The sequence below is a fragment of the Microbacterium sp. MTN4-26 genome (genome assembly GCF_042846595.1).
Lineage (GTDB): Bacteria > Actinomycetota > Actinomycetes > Actinomycetales > Microbacteriaceae > Microbacterium > Microbacterium luteum.
In genome coordinates, this window is the sequence record NZ_BTGO01000015.1 from 1 (window position 1) to 15,486 (window position 15,486).

A 15,486-nucleotide genomic window follows, 5' to 3' on the forward strand; every position below is an offset into this window, starting at 1 on the left:
GTCTACTTGTCGCATTACTCGCAAGTGCCCTCGCTGGCGTATCCCACACGTCGACTGGTTGTGACGGCTCGAACACCTGGGTCTATTGCAATCCCAATGGCGAACAGGTTGATGTCGGTGCGTCGCTGGGTGGGTCGTCGGGTGGAGGCGCGTCCGATGGCGGTGGCGGGGGCGGCGGGTACGGTGCTCCGGCTCCCGAAGAGTCCACGGAGGAGATCCCGGAGTGCATGCCCGGCTTCTGCGGTCGCGAGAACTATGACGTGTTCGTGTATCCGACGGTGTCTGCCGAAGATCTCGTGTCCTTCCGTCCCGCAGGCCCCTCACTCGACAACGAGCCGTCGGGTTTCGCCGTCGTCGGGCTTCCCACGAACGTGTACGCCGCCGCTTCGGCGCAGACGCTGAACGGCGAGCTGCTCGGGTTCGACGTGGCCGTGCGCTTCGTTCCGGTCGGCTTCGAGTTCGACTACGGCGACGGATCGACGGCGACGTCGGCGACGGGCGGCGAGACGTGGAGCGCGCAGGGTGCGACGCAATTCGCACCGACGGAGACGGGGCACACCTACCGCCAACGCGGATGGCACACCGTCACGGCGACCGTCGTCTACGAGGCATCCGTCGACTGGGGATACGGCTGGCGCCCGGTCACCGGCAACGTCCGCGCTGACAGCGGCGCGCATCCCATCGAGGTTCTCGAAGCCCGCACCGCGCTCGTGGAGCGCTCCTGCGCCGAATCGCCGGGTGGACCCGGCTGCTGATACCTACACCGCGACGACGCATTCTGTCACCGGCCTTCTGCGGCGAGGCGGGCGCTGATAGCGTCGGCGTCCTCAGATCGCCGCCATGAGGATCACGAAGGGAGCTCGTCTGTGAGCGCCACCACCCCAGCCGCCGGGCCCGCGAGACCACGAGAGCAGTGGACCGGCCAGGTCGGATTCATCCTTTCGGCCATCGGCTCCGCCGTCGGTCTCGGCAACATCTGGCGCTTCCCCGGTGTGGCCTACGAGAACGGCGGAGGCGCGTTCCTCATCCCGTACCTCGTCGCCCTCATCACCGCGGGCATCCCCATCCTGTTCCTCGACTACGCGATCGGCCATCGCTTCCGAGGCGCCGCGCCGACGGCGTTCCGTCGACTCGGCGGGCGCGCAGGGCGCTGGATCGAGTCTCTCGGGTGGTTTCAAGTCACGATCGCCTTCGTGATCGGCCTGTACTACACCGCCGTCATCGCCTGGGCGCTCAGCTTCTTCGTGTTCTCGTTCGACCTGCGATGGGGAGACGACCCGGCCGGGTTCCTCTTCGGCGATTACCTGCGGGTCGGTGACCCCGGCATCAGCTTCGACTTCGTGCCCGGCGCGCTCATCCCGCTCGCCCTCGTCTGGATCGCCGCGATCGTCGTGCTCGCCGCCGGCGTCGCGAAGGGCCTGCAGCGGGTGAACGTCATCTTCCTGCCGCTGCTGGTGGTCGCCTTCCTCGTGCTCGTGGTGCGCGCTCTCTTCCTCGAGGGCGCCGCCGATGGCCTGAATGCCCTCTTCACGCCGAACTGGCAGGCGCTCGCCGATCCCGACGTCTGGATCGCCGCCTACAGTCAGATCTTCTTCTCCCTGTCGATCGCGTTCGGCATCATGATCACCTACGCCTCGTACCGCAAGCGTCGATCGAATCTCACCAGCCCGGGTCTCGTCGTCGCGTTCGCCAACTCGTCCTTCGAGATCCTCGCCGGCATCGGCGTGTTCGCCACGCTCGGGTTTCTCGCCTTCCGACAGGGCGTCGATGTGTCGGAGCTCGACGGCATCGCCGGCGTCGGACTGTCCTTCGTGACCTTCCCGGCCATCATCTCGGAGATGCCCGGCGGCCCGATCTTCGGCGCCCTGTTCTTCGGTTCGCTCGCGATGGCCGGCTTCACCTCCCTCGTCTCGGTGCTGCAGGTGGTCATCGCCGCCGTGCAAGAGAAGCTGTCGATCTCACGACGCGCGGCGGCCGTGGGCATCGGGGGCGTCTCGGCGGTGCTCTCGGTGCTGTTCTTCTCCACCACGACGGGTCTGCTCGCCCTCGACGTGACGGACATGTGGGCCAACAACGTCGGTATCGTCGCGTCGGCCGTGCTCATGACCATCCTCGTCATCTGGGTGCTGCGACGCGGACCCGAACTGCGCTATCACCTGAACGCGGTGTCGACCTTCTCGGTCGGGCGCATCTGGATCGGCCTCGTCGGGGTGCTGGCCCCTCTCGTGCTCGGCTACATGCTCGTCGCCCGCATCATCACGCTCCTGACCGAGGGGTACGACACGTATCCGTTCTGGTACCTGGGGATCTTCGGATGGGGCACCGTGGCCGTGCTCGTTCTCGGCGCCGTGATCGGCACTCTCGTGCCCTGGCGGCACTCCCCCGATGACTACCGCGCGTGGCCGCCGTATCCGGCGGCGTCCGTCGACAACCGCAAGGAGGCACGCCGATGACTCCGCTCGCCATCACCTTCCTCGTCCTCGCGATCGTGATCGTATGGGGAGGGCTCCTCGGCAGTTCGCTGTTCCTGCGCGCCCGCCCGGAACGGACGACCTATCCCGAGGGCGGGATCGACGATCATCGCGAGGATCTCGGGATCATCGAACACGACACGTGAGTCATCGCCGACCACAGCGGGTCGAGCAGCGATCAGCCGTCGCCGACGACGACCGTGAACGTGATCGCTTCGTCACCGTTGTCGACGTTCGACATCAGGACCTCGGTGCTCCCCGCGGAAAGACCGGTGACCCCCGGGTTGAAGGTCGCGTCGTCCTCCACTCGGCCCGGCGTGAACTCAGCGACCGAGGTGTCGGCGATCTCTCCGGCATAGCTGTCGACCGGCACGTCCCCGGTGTCGATGTTCAGCACCTGGCCGACGACGAGGTCGACGGTGGCGTTCTGCAGATCATCGACCTCCATCGTGACGGGCGCGATCACATCCCCGTCCGAAGACGAGCATCCGCTGATCGCGACAGCCGCGGCGACGATGGCGAGCGCGGGAACCCACGTGTTCATTCGCATGATTCCACCCTGGCAGAAGACCGCCCGATGCACGGACAGGCGCCGTGACAGGATGAGTGCGTGACCGAACGCCTCATGCTCCTGGATTCCGCGTCGCTCTACTTCCGCGCGTTCTACGGCGTTCCGGACACGGTGAAGGCGCCGGACGGGCGCGCGGTGAACGCCGCACGTGGGTTCCTCGACATGATCGCGCGTCTGGTGTCGGCATACGAGCCCTCCCACCTCGTCGCCTGTTGGGACGACGACTGGCGTCCGCAGTGGCGCGTGGATCTCATCCCCTCGTATAAAGCGCACCGCGTCGTCGAGATCGTCGCGGGCGGCCCCGATGTCGAAGAGGTCCCCGATCCGCTCGAGCAGCAGATTCCGGTGATCCGCGAGACGCTGGACGCCCTCGGCATTCCGATCGTGGGTGCGGCCGCGCACGAAGCTGACGATGTCATCGGCACCCTCGCCACGCGTGCGACGATGCCGGTGGACATCGTCACCGGCGACCGCGACCTGTTCCAGCTCGTCGACGACGACCGCGCGATCCGGGTGATCTACACCGCGCGAGGAATGAGCAATCTGGATCTCGTCGACGACGCGTTCATCGTCGGCAAGTACGGCGTACACGCGTTGCAGTACGCCGACTACGCGACCCTGCGGGGCGATTCGTCCGACGGCCTCCCCGGCGTCGCCGGCGTGGGAGAGAAGACGGCCGCGACACTGCTCGCGGCGCACGGTGACATCGCCGGCATCACCGCGGCGGCCCAAGCGGGCACGGGCATGACCCCGGCCCAGCGCACCAAGGTTCTCGCCGCATCCGACTACCTGGCGGTCGCACCCCGCGTCGTCGAGGTCGTGCGCACGCTCGATCTCCCCGATGTCGACGGCGCACTGCTGCCGCTTCCCGACGATCTCCCCTCCCGCACCGCCGCCGTCGCGGAGCGGTGGTCGCTCGGTTCGTCGATGGCGCGTGCAGCCGAAGCGCTGACCGCGCGAGCCTGAGTCGCGAGTCAGCGCGAGCGCTGTGCGGTGATCACGGCGCTCATGAGCAGCACCGCGTAGGCGACCGACAGCGCCAGCGTCACCCAGAGGGTGGCGCTCCACGATCCCGTCGCATCGTGCACGCCGCCGAGGATCGGCGCCGCCGTCGCACCGAGGGCATACCCGCCACCCTGCACGAGAGCGGAGATCCCCGTCGCCTCAGCGTCGGTGCGTGCCACCGCGACGAGCGTGCTGAAGACGACGACGAAGCCTCCCGCGTGTCCCATCGCCCCGATGCTCAGCCATACCCAGAGCAGCTCGGGCGCGAGAAGCACTCCGACGGCGAGGATGATCCATGACGCGCAGACCACCGCGGCGGGCACCAGGCGCGGGGTGAACCGCGTCAGAACCGGGATCACCAGCGCACCGGCGATACCCACACCTTGGAACACCGAGGCCATTGCACCGGCGGACGAAGCGCCGACCCCGAGCAGGTCGGCGGTCATGGCAGGCAGCCACGTGCTGTAGCCGTAGTACAAGAAGGCCTGCGAGGCGAATGCGGCGACGAGAAGCCACACCACCGGACGCGCGAGGTAGGAGCGTCCGCGCCGCGAGGTGACGACCGGCGTGGGTCCGGTCAGGCCGGCGGGATCCCATCCGCGCGACGAGGAACCGTCCGGGCGAGTCCGAGCAAGGTGCGCAACCAAGGCGCCGCCGGCGCGGCGTTCCCGGGCGAGATGCACGCTCCAGACGGCGATGCCCGCGACCGTGAGAACCGACCAGCCGAACAGCGCCAGCGGCCATCCGATCGCTTCGGCGACGGGCGCGGTCAACAGCGTCGTCAGGAGGGATCCGACGTTCAGCGTCGCCGTGTAGGCCGCCGTGACCACACCGACCCTCTCGCCCGGAACGTCGCGTCGGATGACGACAGGGGTCACGACGTTACCGATCGTCACCGACGCCCCGATGACCACCATTCCCGCCAAGAGCCACCCGAAACCCGGAAGCGTGCGGATGACCGTCCCCACCAGCACTCCCACGAGCGAGAGCAGAAGGGCGAGCTCCGCCCCCGCGCGACGGATGACGATGGCCGCGAGCGGGGTGAGGAGCGCGAACATCAGCACCGGCGCCGTCGTCAGGAGCCCTGCCTGCGCGGAGGGGATGCCGAGGTCCACCTCGATGTCGCGAAGCACGGGCGTCGGCGCGACGATGTGTCCGCGAAAGCTGAGAGCGGCCACGAGGATACCCGCGACGACCAGCCAGGGGAACGCGCCGCGAACGACGGGTTCCGAACGGCTTCTCACCTGTCGAGTCTACGGATGCGCCCGAAGGCCTCCGACCATGCGCGCGCCGTTCACGCCGCCGTCCAGTCACGCAGGCGATCGAGGGACCAGGTGGTGATGATGCGCTCGGGCGGCACCCCCAGCCGCTCAGCGCGTGCCGCGCCGTGGTCCAAGAGGGAGAGCTGTCCGGGGGCGTGCGCATCCGAATCGATGGCGAAGAGGCAGCCGACCTCCAGCGCGAGCGTGATGAGTTCGTCGGGAGGATCCTGACGCTCCGGGCGACTGTTGATCTCGACGGCCGTTCCGTGCTCCGCGCAGGCCTCGAACACTGCACGGGGGTCGAACTGCGACGGCGGACGGGTCCCTCGGCTCCCTTCGACGAGCCTTCCCGTCACGTGCCCGAGCACATCCACCCGAGCATCCGACACCGCCGCCACCAGACGGCGCGTCATCGGCCCGCGATCCATGCGCAGTTTCGAGTGCGCCGACGCGACGACCACGTCGAGCTCATCCAGGAGCTCGGGATCCTGATCCAGCGCCCCGTCTTCGAGGATGTCCACCTCGATCCCCGTCAGCAGGGTGAATCCGTCGCCATGGAAGCCCCGTACGAGCACCATCTGTTCCCGCAGGCGATCCGCCGTCAGCCCGTTCGCCACGCGAAGCCGCGGCGAATGATCGGTCAGGGCGAGGTACTCGTGGCCCAGAGAGCGTGCGGCGTCGACCATGAGGTCGATCGGGGTGAGTCCGTCCGACCAGTCGCTGTGACTGTGCAGGTCTCCCCGCAGCAGCCGTCGCATCTCAGACGACTGCTCGACCCCGGCACTCGCGCGGAGCGCCGCGAGCCGCTCGGGGATCTCTCCCGCCAGCGCCTGAGCGATGACGGTGAGGGAGGATTCGCCGATCCCCTTGCGGCGACGGAGCGCCGCCGTATCCGCAAGCTCCGCATCACTCAGCCCCGCGATCGCATCCGCCGCCGTGCGAAACGCCTTGGATCGGTAGCGCGACGAACGCTCCCGCTCGAGCAGCGTCGCGATCTCCGTCAACGCGTCGTGCGGGTTCATCCCGACCCTCAGCCCGCGAGATCCCGCGTGGCGGCGACCCACGCGTCGAGCGTCCGCGAGGCTGCCCCGCTGTCGATCGCCTCTCGTGCGGTGTCGATCGCCTCGCCGAGGCGGTCGAGGATCGGCCGCTGCACCTGCGCGGCATCGCGGTAAAGGCGATAGGCGACGATTCCCGCGGCGGCATTGAGCAGAACGATGTCGCGGACCGGTCCCGCCTCGCCCGCCAGCACCCGGCGCACCACCTCGGCGTTGTGCGTCGGGTCGCCGCCGATGAGATCCGCCATCTCGGCCAGCGGAACGCCGAGGTCCCGCGGATCGACGTCGTGCTCGTGGACGTCTCCGCGGCTCACTTCCCACAGGCGGGAATGGCCGGTGGTGGTCAGTTCGTCGAGTCCGTCGTCGCCACGGAAGACGAGGGCCGTGGCGCCGCGATTTCGGAAGACGCCGGTGATCAGCGGCACACGCTCCAAGCTGGCGACGCCCACTGCGTTGGCTTCGGCCCTCGCGGGGTTGGACAGCGGCCCGAGGAAATTGAACACCGTCGGCACGCCGAGTTCCTTGCGCACGGCACCGGCGTGACGGAATCCGGGGTGGAAGGCAGACGCGAAGACGAACGTGATGCCGGCCCGCTCCAGCGTCTCGGTGACCGCGGCAGGATCCAGGGTCAGCTCCACGCCGAGCGCCCCCAGCACATCCGAGGATCCGGAGGCCGAACTCGCGGCGCGGTTGCCGTGCTTGACGACGGGGATGCCGGTGGCGGCGGCCACGACGGACGCCATCGTCGAGACGTTCACGGTTCCGAAGCGGTCGCCGCCGGTACCGACGATGTCGAGCACCTCGGCACTCACCGGCAGCGGTACTGCAGCCTCGAGGATGGCGTCACGGAATCCGACGACCTCGTCGATCGTCTCCCCCTTCGCGCGGAGCGCGATCAGGAAGGCGCCGATCTGACCCGGCGTCGCCTCCCCCGCCATGATGCGTCGCATCGCCCATGTCGATTCCGACACGCTGAGGTCGCGCCCGTCCAGCAATGAGGTGAGGATTCCGGGCCACGAAGACGACTCCGACATGGCACCGAGCCTACCGTCGGCCGACTTGCGCGGATTCACGGCCTGCGTTCGGCCCGCTGTCAGCGCGCCCACAGTGTCCTGATCGGTGATTTACCGCCACTTCTTAGGGCGCCCTTACTCATCGTCGCGCGCGACAAGGCCGTCCAGATGGGGAAAACCCGCTCCGGAATCGGCAATAATGGTGGACGTGACGACCACGCCAGCGACCTATGCCCAGGCGATGCGTTCTGTCAAGCGCCCGGACCCGGTCGCCGTCGGAACCATCGTGTGGCTCGGCAGCGAGGTGATGTTCTTCGCGGGACTGTTCGCGATCTACTTCACCCTGCGGAGCACCTCCCCCGATCTGTGGGCTGAGGAGACCCAGCTGCTCAACGTGCCCTACGCGTTCGCCAACACCGTCATCCTCGTGCTCTCGTCGGTCACCTGCCAGATGGGCGTGTTCGCCGCCGAGCGCTTCCAGCCGTACACCTCCACGGGCGGCGGTCGCCGCCGGTGGGGAATGGTGCCGTGGTTCTGGCTGACGTTCGCCCTCGGCGCGATCTTCGTCTCGGGACAGGTGTGGGAGTACGCGCAGCTCGTCTATGAAGGCATGCCGATCACGGCCAACGCATACGCCTCGGCCTTCTATCTGACGACCGGATTCCACGCGCTTCACGTCACCGGCGGACTCGTCGCCTTCCTCCTCGTGATCGGTCGCGCCTACGCGGTCAAGAACTTCGGCCGCAAGGAGATGACCTCGGCGATCGTGGTCTCGTACTACTGGCACTTCGTCGACGTCGTCTGGATCGCCCTGTTCGCCGTCATCTACTTCCTGAAATAGAGCGGAGCTGATCCCCCACATGGCACGCACGAAACCGCGCCGCTCCCAGGGCCGCCGCAGTCCGTGGGCGGCCGCCGCCCTCATCGGCGTCGGACTGCTGCTCACCGGCGGTGCCTATGCCGGCGCCTCCGCCGCGATGGCTTCCACGACCGACGAGACGTCGGCCTCGGCACTGACGGTCGAAGACGGCAAGAAGCTGTTCCAGGCGAACTGCGCAACCTGTCACGGACTCGACCTGCAGGGCACCGAGAGCGGCCCGTCGCTCTACGGTGTCGGCGAACTCTCCGTGGAATTCCAGGTCGCGACCGGGCGCATGCCCCTGCAGATGCAGGGCCCCCAGGCGCCGCAGAAGCCGGTGCAGTTCACCGAGGAGCAGATCCAGGCGATGGCGGCATACGTGCAGAGCACGTCGCCCGGCCCCGAGTTCCCCTCCCCCGAGATCCTCGACGGAGAAGGCGACATCGCCCGCGGCGCGGAGCTCTTCCGGATCAACTGCGCGATGTGCCACAACGTGGCGGCTGCGGGCGGCGCGCTCACCGAGGGCAAGTACGCGCCCGAGCTCACCGAGACGAGCGCCCTCCACATGTACGCGGCGATGGTCACCGGCCCGCAGAACATGCCGGTGTTCAACGACATGACCCTCAGCCTCGAGGACAAGCGCGACATCATCTCGTCGCTGCTGTTCATCCAGGAGAACGAGTCCCCGGGCGGATTCAAGCTCGGATCGCTCGGACCGGTCTCCGAAGGCCTGTTCATCTGGATCTTCGGCATCGGGTCACTGATCGCCATCACCGTCTGGATCACGGCGAAATCCAACTGACCCACCCCTGATACTGCAAGCACGTACGAGGAGCACCATGGCAAACGAGGACGACGCGCTCGAGCACGAGAGGGCTTCGTGGAAGCCCTCCCCCGGGCTCGCCGTCGCGGTGAGCGACCCGGTGCGCACACCCGATCTTCCGCCGCACCGCGAGCGGATGACCGACAAGGACCCGGCCGCGATGAAGCGCGCCGTCCGCACGGTCTACACGCTCTTCTACCTCTCGGTGGCCGGCAGCATCTGGGCCGTCGCGGCCTACATGCTGTTCCCGATCGAGAGCGGATCGATCGTCGACATCCGCAACAACAACCTGTTCGTGGGTCTCGGTATCGCGCTCGCGCTGCTCGCGATCGGAATCGGCGCGATCCACTGGTCCAAGGCCGTGATGCCCGACAAGGAATTCATCGAGCCGCGGCACGCCACGCGCGGCCGGGACGCCACCCGCGAGGGTGCGGTGGCGGTCTTCGAAGCCGCGAACGAGGAGTCCGGTTTCGGTCGTCGCGCCATGATCCGCAACTCGCTGATCGCCGCCCTGGCCGCCTCGGTCGTTCCCGGCATCACCCTGTTCCGAGGTCTCGCCCCGGAGAGCTCTCCCGAGAACCCTCACGCGGGTGACCCGGTCTACCTCCTCAGCCACACCATGTGGAAGGAAGGGTCGCGTCTGGCTCACGACCCCGAGGGAACACCGATCCGCGCGGCAGACGTCACGCTCGGCTCGGCCGTGCATGTGATCCCGGCCGAGCTGGCCGAACTCAGCCACGAGGAGGGCTATCTCGAGGAGAAGGCGAAGGCGATCGTCCTCCTCATGCGCATGCCTCCGGAAGACCTCATCGAGACCCCTGAGCGCGCCGACTGGTCCTACGACGGCATCATCGCCTACTCGAAGGTCTGCACCCACGTGGGCTGCCCGGTCGCCTTGTACGAGCAGCAGACGCATCACCTGCTCTGCCCGTGCCATCAGTCTCAGTTCGACGTCGCGGACGGCGCCAAGGTGATCTTCGGTCCGGCCGCCCGCCCGCTCCCCCAGCTGCCGATCACGGTGGACGACGAGGGATACCTCATCGCGCGGAGTGACTTCGAAGAACCCGTCGGCCCGAGCTTCTGGGAGCGCCATTGAGTACCTCGCACCCCACGGAGAACGTCACTCAGGAGCCTGCGCTCCCGAAGTCGTCGTCCGCCCGTGACAAGCCTCTCGGCGGTCGATTCGTCGGCGCCGCGTCGAACTATCTGGACGAGCGCACGAGCATCTCCGGGATCACCAAGGAACTCGGACGCAAGATCTTCCCTGATCACTGGTCGTTCATGCTCGGCGAGATCGCGCTCTGGAGCTTCGTCGTCGTGCTGCTCTCGGGTGTCTTCCTGACGTTCTTCTTCCAGGCGTCGATGGTCGAGACCCACTACACCGGCGCCTACATCCCGATGCGCGGCGTCGAGATGTCTGCCGCCATGGACTCCGCGCTCCGGATCTCCTTCGACATCCGCGGCGGCCTGCTCGTTCGTCAGATCCACCACTGGGCAGCCCTAGTCTTCGTCGCCGGCATCGGCGTGCACATGCTGCGCGTATTCTTCACGGGAGCGTTCCGCAAGCCGCGCGAGCTGAACTGGGTGATCGGCTTCATCCTCTTCATCCTCGCCATGGCGGAGGGCTTCACCGGCTACTCCCTCCCCGACGACCTGCTCTCGGGCAACGGCCTTCGCATCATCGACGGCATGATCAAGGGCATTCCGCTGATCGGAACCTGGACCTCGTTCCTGCTCTTCGGCGGCGAGTTCCCGGGCACCCAGATCGTGGGTCGCCTCTACACCCTGCACATCCTGCTGCTCCCGGCGATCCTCGTCGCACTGCTGGCCCTTCACCTCATGTTGATGATCATCAACAAGCACACGCAGTTCGCCGGCCCCGGCCGCACGAACAGCAACGTCGTGGGATTCCCGATGGTGCCGGTCTACATGTCCAAGATGGGCGGCTTCTTCTTCATCGTGTTCGGCGTGATCGTTCTGATCGCCTCGCTGTTCACGATCAACCCGATCTGGAACTACGGTCCCTACGACCCCTCACCGGTCTCGGCCGGCACCCAGCCCGACTGGTACATCGGCTTCGCCGACGGCGCACTGCGTCTCGTGCCGCCGCACTGGGAGTTCGTCTTCCTCGACCGCACGTGGTCGTTCAACATCCTCGTGCCGCTCGCGGTGCTGGGACTGTTCATCGTGCTCGTGCTCATCTACCCCTTCATCGAGGCGTGGATCACCGGTGACAAGCGCGAGCACCACATCGCTCAGCGTCCGCGCAACGCGGCGACCCGCACGGCGATCGGCGCCGCCGGCGTCGTGTTCTACGCCGCTCTCTGGGCCGCTGCGTCATCGGACATCATCGCGACGCATTTCAAGGTCACGATGGAGGGTGTCATCCACAGCCTCCAGGCCATGCTCATCTTCGGGCCGATCATCGCCTACTTCGTCACCAAGCGCATCTGCATCGCGCTGCAGAAGAAGGACCGCGAGATCGTGCTGCACGGCTACGAGTCCGGTCGTATCGTCCGCCTCCCGGGTGGCGAGTACATCGAGGTCCACCAGCCCGTCGACGAGTTCGAGCGGTGGCGCCTGATCGATGCCGAGACCTACGAACCCCTCGTGGTGCGGCCCAACGACAAGGGCAGCATCCCCTGGCACGCGAACCTGCGCGCCGCCCTGTCGCGGTGGTTCTTCGAGGACCGACTCGCGCCCCTCACCCAGACCGAACTCGACGCGGCGACCGCGCACCAGCACCACGCTCTGGAGCACATCGCCACCGAGGAGGATGCCGAGATCCAGGGCGCTCACGAGCGCGCGGGCGTTCCCGACGCGCCTCACGTGCCGATCGACGACGGCCATCACCCCGAAACGGCGAACCGTCCCTCGAACGTGATCATCCCGGACGAGGACGACAAGAAGTAGTCGGCAGGATATCGACGTTCGGTGGCCGTCTCCCCGCTGGGGAGGCGGCCATCGCGTCGTTAGCGTTGATCCATGACCTCCGACGCTCTCACCTACTTCGAGAACAAGCTCGCACACGAGACGGATGCGAGCGACTTCTATGCGGCACAGCACGCCGGCGATGAGTTCGTGCTCGTCGACGTGCGGAGCGACGAGGCGTGGCGACAAGGTCGCATCCGCGGCGCCATCCATCTCCCCCACCAGCGCATCGCGACGGCGGCGACCGACCTCATCGCCGCGGGGACACCCGTCGTCGTCTACTGCTGGTCACCGGGCTGCAATGGCGGCGCGAAGGGCGCTGCCGCGTTCGCGCGGCTCGGCTACGACGTCAAGGAGATGATCGGCGGATACGAGTACTGGGTGCGCGGGGGACAACCCACCGTGAACGACGACGGTGAGCTCCCGCGGGTGTTCGATCCCCAGGTCATGGTCGTGCGCGCCTGACCCCCGTCCTCACCCGGTCTGCTCGATCTCCCACATCTCGTCGTCTTCGAGCCCCTCGGCGAATCTGCCTGCCGCTGCGCCGGCGAACTGCACGCGCTCCAGGTCTTCACTCTCGTCGGAGCTCAGCACATCGCAGACCACCGCCGTGACGTTGTCCAGCGTGCCCGCCTCCAGCGCGAGCCGCACGAGCTCGTCGGCGGCCTCCCGCGGTGTGGCAGCGCGGTCCACCATGACGCGGGCCACATCGTCTTCGGGAACGTAGTCCGTCAGACCGTCGCTGCACAGCAGCCACCGATCCCCTTCCCCCAGCTCCGTCTCCGCCACCGAGACCACGTCGGCCTCACCGCCGCCCAGAGAGGCTGTGATGATGTTGCGGCGGGGATGCGTCGCGGCGTCCTCCGGGGCGATGATGCCCCGGTCGACGAGCACCTGCACGTACGAGTCATCGCGGGTCTGGCGTTCGAATCGACCGTCGCGCACGCGATACGCTCGCGAGTCACCGGAGTGCGCGATCAGCAGATGCTCGGCGCCGGCGAGGAAGACGCCCGTGAACGTCGTCGCCATGCCGCGCAGCGATGGATCGCGCTCGGTGTGGGCGCGAAGGTCCCAGTTCGCCTCGAGGATGCGTTCACGCAGCGCCTGGGCCGTCCAGGTCGTGACACGACCTGCGACCAACCGGTGCACCAGCGCCGCGGAGGCGAGATCGCCGGACGGGCCGCCGCCCACTCCGTCGGCCACGGCCGCACCCCAGCTCGACGCGAAAGCCGCATCCTGATTGAGATCCCGGTAGGAGCCGACGTCGGATGCGGCAGCCGCGAGGAGGCGATGAGCCACGCTCAGCGTGCGAAGTATCCGCGGTAGTACTCGTAGACCCAGCCGACGATCGCAACGAGGAAGATCGCGAAACCGATCGGCACCATCCACGAGCCGACGGCGAGACCGATGAACGCGATCGACGCCGAGAAGGCCAGAACGATGGGCCACCAGGACCACGGGCTGAACTCGCCGAGCTCGGGATCACCGTCGTCGATGTCGGCAGTCAGCACATCTTCGGGCAGTTCGCCACCCTGTGCCTTGTGAACGCGATCCACGTAGAACGCGATCATCACGCCCATGAAGCCGGCGAAGAAGAGAGCCACCGTGCCGACCCATTCGATGGCCGTGTACCACGGCACATCGGGGTGGCCGATGATGTTCCACGCCGTGTAGACGACGCCGATCAGGAAGAAGAAGGCGGTGAGGATCCACCAGAGACCGACATTGGTACGCACTTACTTGACCTCTCCCTGGGCGACGTCGACGACGGGCGTCTGCGGGGCATCCTTCGCCGGGCCGACACCGACCGGCAGGCCGGCCTCGGGGTGGTTCAGGTCGAACGCCGGGCGCTCGCTGCGAATGCGCGGGATCGACGTGAAGTTGTGGCGCGGCGGCGGGCACGACGTCGCCCACTCCAGCGAGCCACCGTAGCCCCAGGGGTCGTTCACCGTCACCTTCGGGGCCTTACGCGAGGTGAGCCACACGTTGAACAGGAACGGGATCATCGACGCGCCGAGAACGATGGAGCCGACCGTCGACACCTGGTTCTGCCATGTCCAGCCGTCGGCCGCCGAGTAGTCCGCGTAACGGCGGACCATGCCGTCGACACCGAGCCAGTGCTGGATGAGGAAGGTCATGTGGAAGCCGATGAACAGCAGCCAGAAGTGGACGTAGCCGAGTCGCTCGTTGAGCATGCGCCCGGTCCACTTCGGCCACCAGAAGTAGAAGCCCGCGAACATCGCGAACACCACGGTGCCGAAGACGACGTAGTGGAAGTGCGCCACCACGAAGTAGGAGTCGGAGAGCTGGAAGTCCAGGGGCGGCGAGGCGAGGATGACACCGGTCAGGCCGCCGAAGACGAACGAGATCAAGAAGCCGAGCGCGAAGACCATCGGTGTCTCGAACGTCACCGAGCCGCGCCAGAGCGTGCCGATCCAGTTGAAGATCTTCACACCCGTGGGAACGGCGATGAGCATGGTCATCAACGCGAAGAACGGGAGGAGAACGCTGCCGGTGACGTACATGTGGTGTGCCCAGACGGCCACGGAGAGCGCCGCGATGGCGATCGTCGCGTAGACCAGCGTCTTGTATCCGAAGATCGGCTTGCGGCTGAACACCGGGAAGATCTCCGACACGATGCCGAAGAACGGCAGCGCGATGATGTACACCTCGGGGTGACCGAAGAACCAGAACAGGTGCTGCCACAGCAGCACACCGCCGTTCTGCGGATCGTAGATGTGGGCGCCGAGCACACGGTCCGCGGCGGCGGCGAGGATCGCCGCGGCCAGCACGGGGAAGGCCATCAGCACGAGGATGCTGGTGATGAGCGTGTTCCACGTGAAGATCGGCATGCGCCACATGGTCATACCCGGAGCACGCATCGTCAGGATGGTCGTGATGAAGTTCACGGCGCCGAGGATCGTGCCGAAACCGCTCATGCCGAGGCCCAGCATCCAGAGGTTCCCGCCGACGCCGGGCGAGAAGCTGGCGTTGGCGAGCGGCTGGTACGCGAACCATCCGAATGCCGCCGCGCCCTGCGGCGTGAGGAAGCCGGCGACGGCGATGGTCGAGCCGAAGAGGAACAGCCAGAACGCGAAGGCGTTCAGTCGCGGGAATGCGACGTCGGGGGCACCCAGCTGCAACGGCAGGATCGCGTTCGCGAAGCCCGCGAACAGCGGCGTCGCGAACATGAGGAGCATGATCGTGCCGTGCATGGTGAACAGCTGGTTGTACTGCTCCTTCGTGGGCACGATCTGCATGCCGGGCTCGAACAGCTCAGCGCGGATGATGAGCGCCATGACGCCACCGAGCATGAAGAACAGCACGGAGGCGATCAGGTACATGTAGCCGATCGTCTTGTGGTCGGTGGAGGTGATCCACTTGACGACGATGTTGCCCTTCTGCTCGACGCGGGTCGAGCTCATGAGGGCGGCCTGACGCGGCGGCACGGTCTTCGGTCGCGTCGTCTCCTGCGGCAGAGTCGTGGCCATGA

At 67.2% G+C, this 15,486-nt stretch carries 16 protein-coding genes; 9 read left to right on the top strand and 7 right to left on the bottom strand.

Annotated elements, in window-relative coordinates; genetic code table 11:
* Positions 1 to 227: 227 nt before the first annotated feature.
* From ACGG9C_RS12850 to ACGG9C_RS12860, 3 genes are all read left to right on the top strand, one after another.
* Entirely contained in the window at positions 228 to 755 is a 528-nt protein-coding gene (locus tag ACGG9C_RS12850) for a hypothetical protein (protein ID WP_390178698.1), read from the top strand.
* A 111-nt stretch (positions 756 to 866) separates the two neighbouring features.
* Positions 867 to 2,453, top strand: a complete 1,587-nt coding sequence (locus tag ACGG9C_RS12855; RefSeq protein WP_390178699.1) for a sodium-dependent transporter — start codon at positions 867 to 869, stop codon at positions 2,451 to 2,453.
* Positions 2,450 to 2,617, top strand: coding sequence for a methionine/alanine import family NSS transporter small subunit (locus ACGG9C_RS12860; RefSeq protein WP_075807083.1), 168 nt, complete (start codon positions 2,450 to 2,452; stop codon positions 2,615 to 2,617). The genes ACGG9C_RS12855 and ACGG9C_RS12860 overlap by 4 nt, the downstream gene beginning before the upstream one ends.
* A 32-nt stretch (positions 2,618 to 2,649) precedes the next feature.
* Here ACGG9C_RS12860 and ACGG9C_RS12865 read toward each other — a convergent pair whose 3' ends face one another.
* Positions 2,650 to 3,015, bottom strand: a complete 366-nt coding sequence (locus tag ACGG9C_RS12865) for a hypothetical protein (RefSeq protein WP_390178700.1) — start codon at positions 3,013 to 3,015, stop codon at positions 2,650 to 2,652.
* Positions 3,016 to 3,081: 66 nt separating this feature from the next.
* Here ACGG9C_RS12865 and ACGG9C_RS12870 point away from each other — a divergent pair, with 66 nt between their 5' ends.
* Positions 3,082 to 4,008, top strand: coding sequence for a 5'-3' exonuclease H3TH domain-containing protein (locus ACGG9C_RS12870; RefSeq protein WP_390178701.1), 927 nt, complete (start codon positions 3,082 to 3,084; stop codon positions 4,006 to 4,008).
* An 8-nt stretch (positions 4,009 to 4,016) separates the two neighbouring features.
* On the opposite strand, the gene ACGG9C_RS12875 is transcribed toward ACGG9C_RS12870, so the two are convergent.
* Genes ACGG9C_RS12875 through trpD form a run of 3 tightly spaced genes read right to left on the bottom strand, consistent with a single transcriptional unit; the run spans position 4,017 to position 7,401 of the window.
* Positions 4,017 to 5,291, bottom strand: a complete 1,275-nt coding sequence (locus ACGG9C_RS12875) for a CynX/NimT family MFS transporter (protein ID WP_286717323.1) — start codon at positions 5,289 to 5,291, stop codon at positions 4,017 to 4,019.
* Positions 5,292 to 5,341: 50 nt separating this feature from the next.
* The gene (locus tag ACGG9C_RS12880) at positions 5,342 to 6,331 is read right to left on the bottom strand and encodes a PHP domain-containing protein (RefSeq protein ID WP_390178702.1); all 990 of its coding nucleotides are present in this window, start codon (positions 6,329 to 6,331) and stop codon (positions 5,342 to 5,344) included.
* Between the two features lie 8 nt (positions 6,332 to 6,339).
* Positions 6,340 to 7,401 (bottom strand): anthranilate phosphoribosyltransferase, encoded by a 1,062-nt coding sequence (trpD, locus tag ACGG9C_RS12885; RefSeq protein ID WP_194383268.1) that lies wholly within the window; start codon positions 7,399 to 7,401, stop codon positions 6,340 to 6,342.
* Between the two features lie 178 nt (positions 7,402 to 7,579).
* Between trpD and ACGG9C_RS12890 the strand changes: the two genes are divergently transcribed.
* The 5 genes from ACGG9C_RS12890 to ACGG9C_RS12910 all read left to right on the top strand — a co-directional run bounded on the left by ACGG9C_RS12890 (position 7,580) and on the right by ACGG9C_RS12910 (position 12,458).
* On the top strand, positions 7,580 to 8,221 hold the full coding sequence (locus tag ACGG9C_RS12890) for a heme-copper oxidase subunit III (RefSeq protein WP_071043645.1): 642 nt from the start codon (positions 7,580 to 7,582) through the stop codon (positions 8,219 to 8,221).
* Between the two features lie 19 nt (positions 8,222 to 8,240).
* The gene (locus tag ACGG9C_RS12895; RefSeq protein ID WP_071043646.1) at positions 8,241 to 9,041 is read left to right on the top strand and encodes a c-type cytochrome; all 801 of its coding nucleotides are present in this window, start codon (positions 8,241 to 8,243) and stop codon (positions 9,039 to 9,041) included.
* Between the two features lie 37 nt (positions 9,042 to 9,078).
* On the top strand, positions 9,079 to 10,158 hold the full coding sequence (locus ACGG9C_RS12900) for a Rieske (2Fe-2S) protein (RefSeq protein WP_071043647.1): 1,080 nt from the start codon (positions 9,079 to 9,081) through the stop codon (positions 10,156 to 10,158).
* The gene (locus ACGG9C_RS12905; RefSeq protein ID WP_071043648.1) at positions 10,155 to 11,975 is read left to right on the top strand and encodes a cytochrome bc complex cytochrome b subunit; all 1,821 of its coding nucleotides are present in this window, start codon (positions 10,155 to 10,157) and stop codon (positions 11,973 to 11,975) included. Before ACGG9C_RS12900 ends, ACGG9C_RS12905 begins: the two co-directional genes overlap by 4 nt.
* Positions 11,976 to 12,047: 72 nt before the next feature.
* Positions 12,048 to 12,458 carry a rhodanese-like domain-containing protein gene (locus tag ACGG9C_RS12910; protein ID WP_390178703.1) on the top strand — a complete coding sequence of 137 codons (411 nt, stop codon included), beginning with the start codon at positions 12,048 to 12,050 and terminating at the stop codon, positions 12,456 to 12,458.
* A 9-nt stretch (positions 12,459 to 12,467) separates the two neighbouring features.
* On the opposite strand, the gene ACGG9C_RS12915 is transcribed toward ACGG9C_RS12910, so the two are convergent.
* From ACGG9C_RS12915 to ctaD, 3 genes are read right to left on the bottom strand one after another with little or no spacing between them, the layout of a single operon-like run.
* The gene (locus ACGG9C_RS12915; RefSeq protein ID WP_071043650.1) at positions 12,468 to 13,292 is read right to left on the bottom strand and encodes a protein phosphatase 2C domain-containing protein; all 825 of its coding nucleotides are present in this window, start codon (positions 13,290 to 13,292) and stop codon (positions 12,468 to 12,470) included.
* Between the two features lie 2 nt (positions 13,293 to 13,294).
* The gene (locus ACGG9C_RS12920) at positions 13,295 to 13,729 is read right to left on the bottom strand and encodes a cytochrome c oxidase subunit 4 (RefSeq protein WP_071043651.1); all 435 of its coding nucleotides are present in this window, start codon (positions 13,727 to 13,729) and stop codon (positions 13,295 to 13,297) included.
* Complete coding sequence (gene ctaD, locus ACGG9C_RS12925) at positions 13,730 to 15,484, bottom strand: cytochrome c oxidase subunit I (protein ID WP_286793799.1); 1,755 nt, start codon at positions 15,482 to 15,484, stop codon at positions 13,730 to 13,732.
* Positions 15,485 to 15,486 lie beyond the last annotated feature (2 nt).

What these genes read in the sequence shown, in the direction of transcription:
- ACGG9C_RS12850 (WP_390178698.1), top strand. Translation starts at nt 228, where the DNA reads ATGCCCGGCTTCTGCGGTCGCGAGAACTATGACGTGTTCGTGTATCCG.
- ACGG9C_RS12860 (WP_075807083.1), top strand. Translation starts at nt 2,450, where the DNA reads ATGACTCCGCTCGCCATCACCTTCCTCGTCCTCGCGATCGTGATCGTA.
- ACGG9C_RS12865 (WP_390178700.1), bottom strand. Translation starts at nt 3,015, where the DNA reads ATGAACACGTGGGTTCCCGCGCTCGCCATCGTCGCCGCGGCTGTCGCG.
- ACGG9C_RS12880 (WP_390178702.1), bottom strand. Translation starts at nt 6,331, where the DNA reads ATGAACCCGCACGACGCGTTGACGGAGATCGCGACGCTGCTCGAGCGG.
- trpD (WP_194383268.1), bottom strand. Translation starts at nt 7,401, where the DNA reads ATGTCGGAGTCGTCTTCGTGGCCCGGAATCCTCACCTCATTGCTGGAC.
- ACGG9C_RS12890 (WP_071043645.1), top strand. Translation starts at nt 7,580, where the DNA reads ATGGTGGACGTGACGACCACGCCAGCGACCTATGCCCAGGCGATGCGT.
- ACGG9C_RS12895 (WP_071043646.1), top strand. Translation starts at nt 8,241, where the DNA reads ATGGCACGCACGAAACCGCGCCGCTCCCAGGGCCGCCGCAGTCCGTGG.
- ACGG9C_RS12900 (WP_071043647.1), top strand. Translation starts at nt 9,079, where the DNA reads ATGGCAAACGAGGACGACGCGCTCGAGCACGAGAGGGCTTCGTGGAAG.
- ACGG9C_RS12910 (WP_390178703.1), top strand. Translation starts at nt 12,048, where the DNA reads ATGACCTCCGACGCTCTCACCTACTTCGAGAACAAGCTCGCACACGAG.
- ctaD (WP_286793799.1), bottom strand. Translation starts at nt 15,484, where the DNA reads ATGGCCACGACTCTGCCGCAGGAGACGACGCGACCGAAGACCGTGCCG.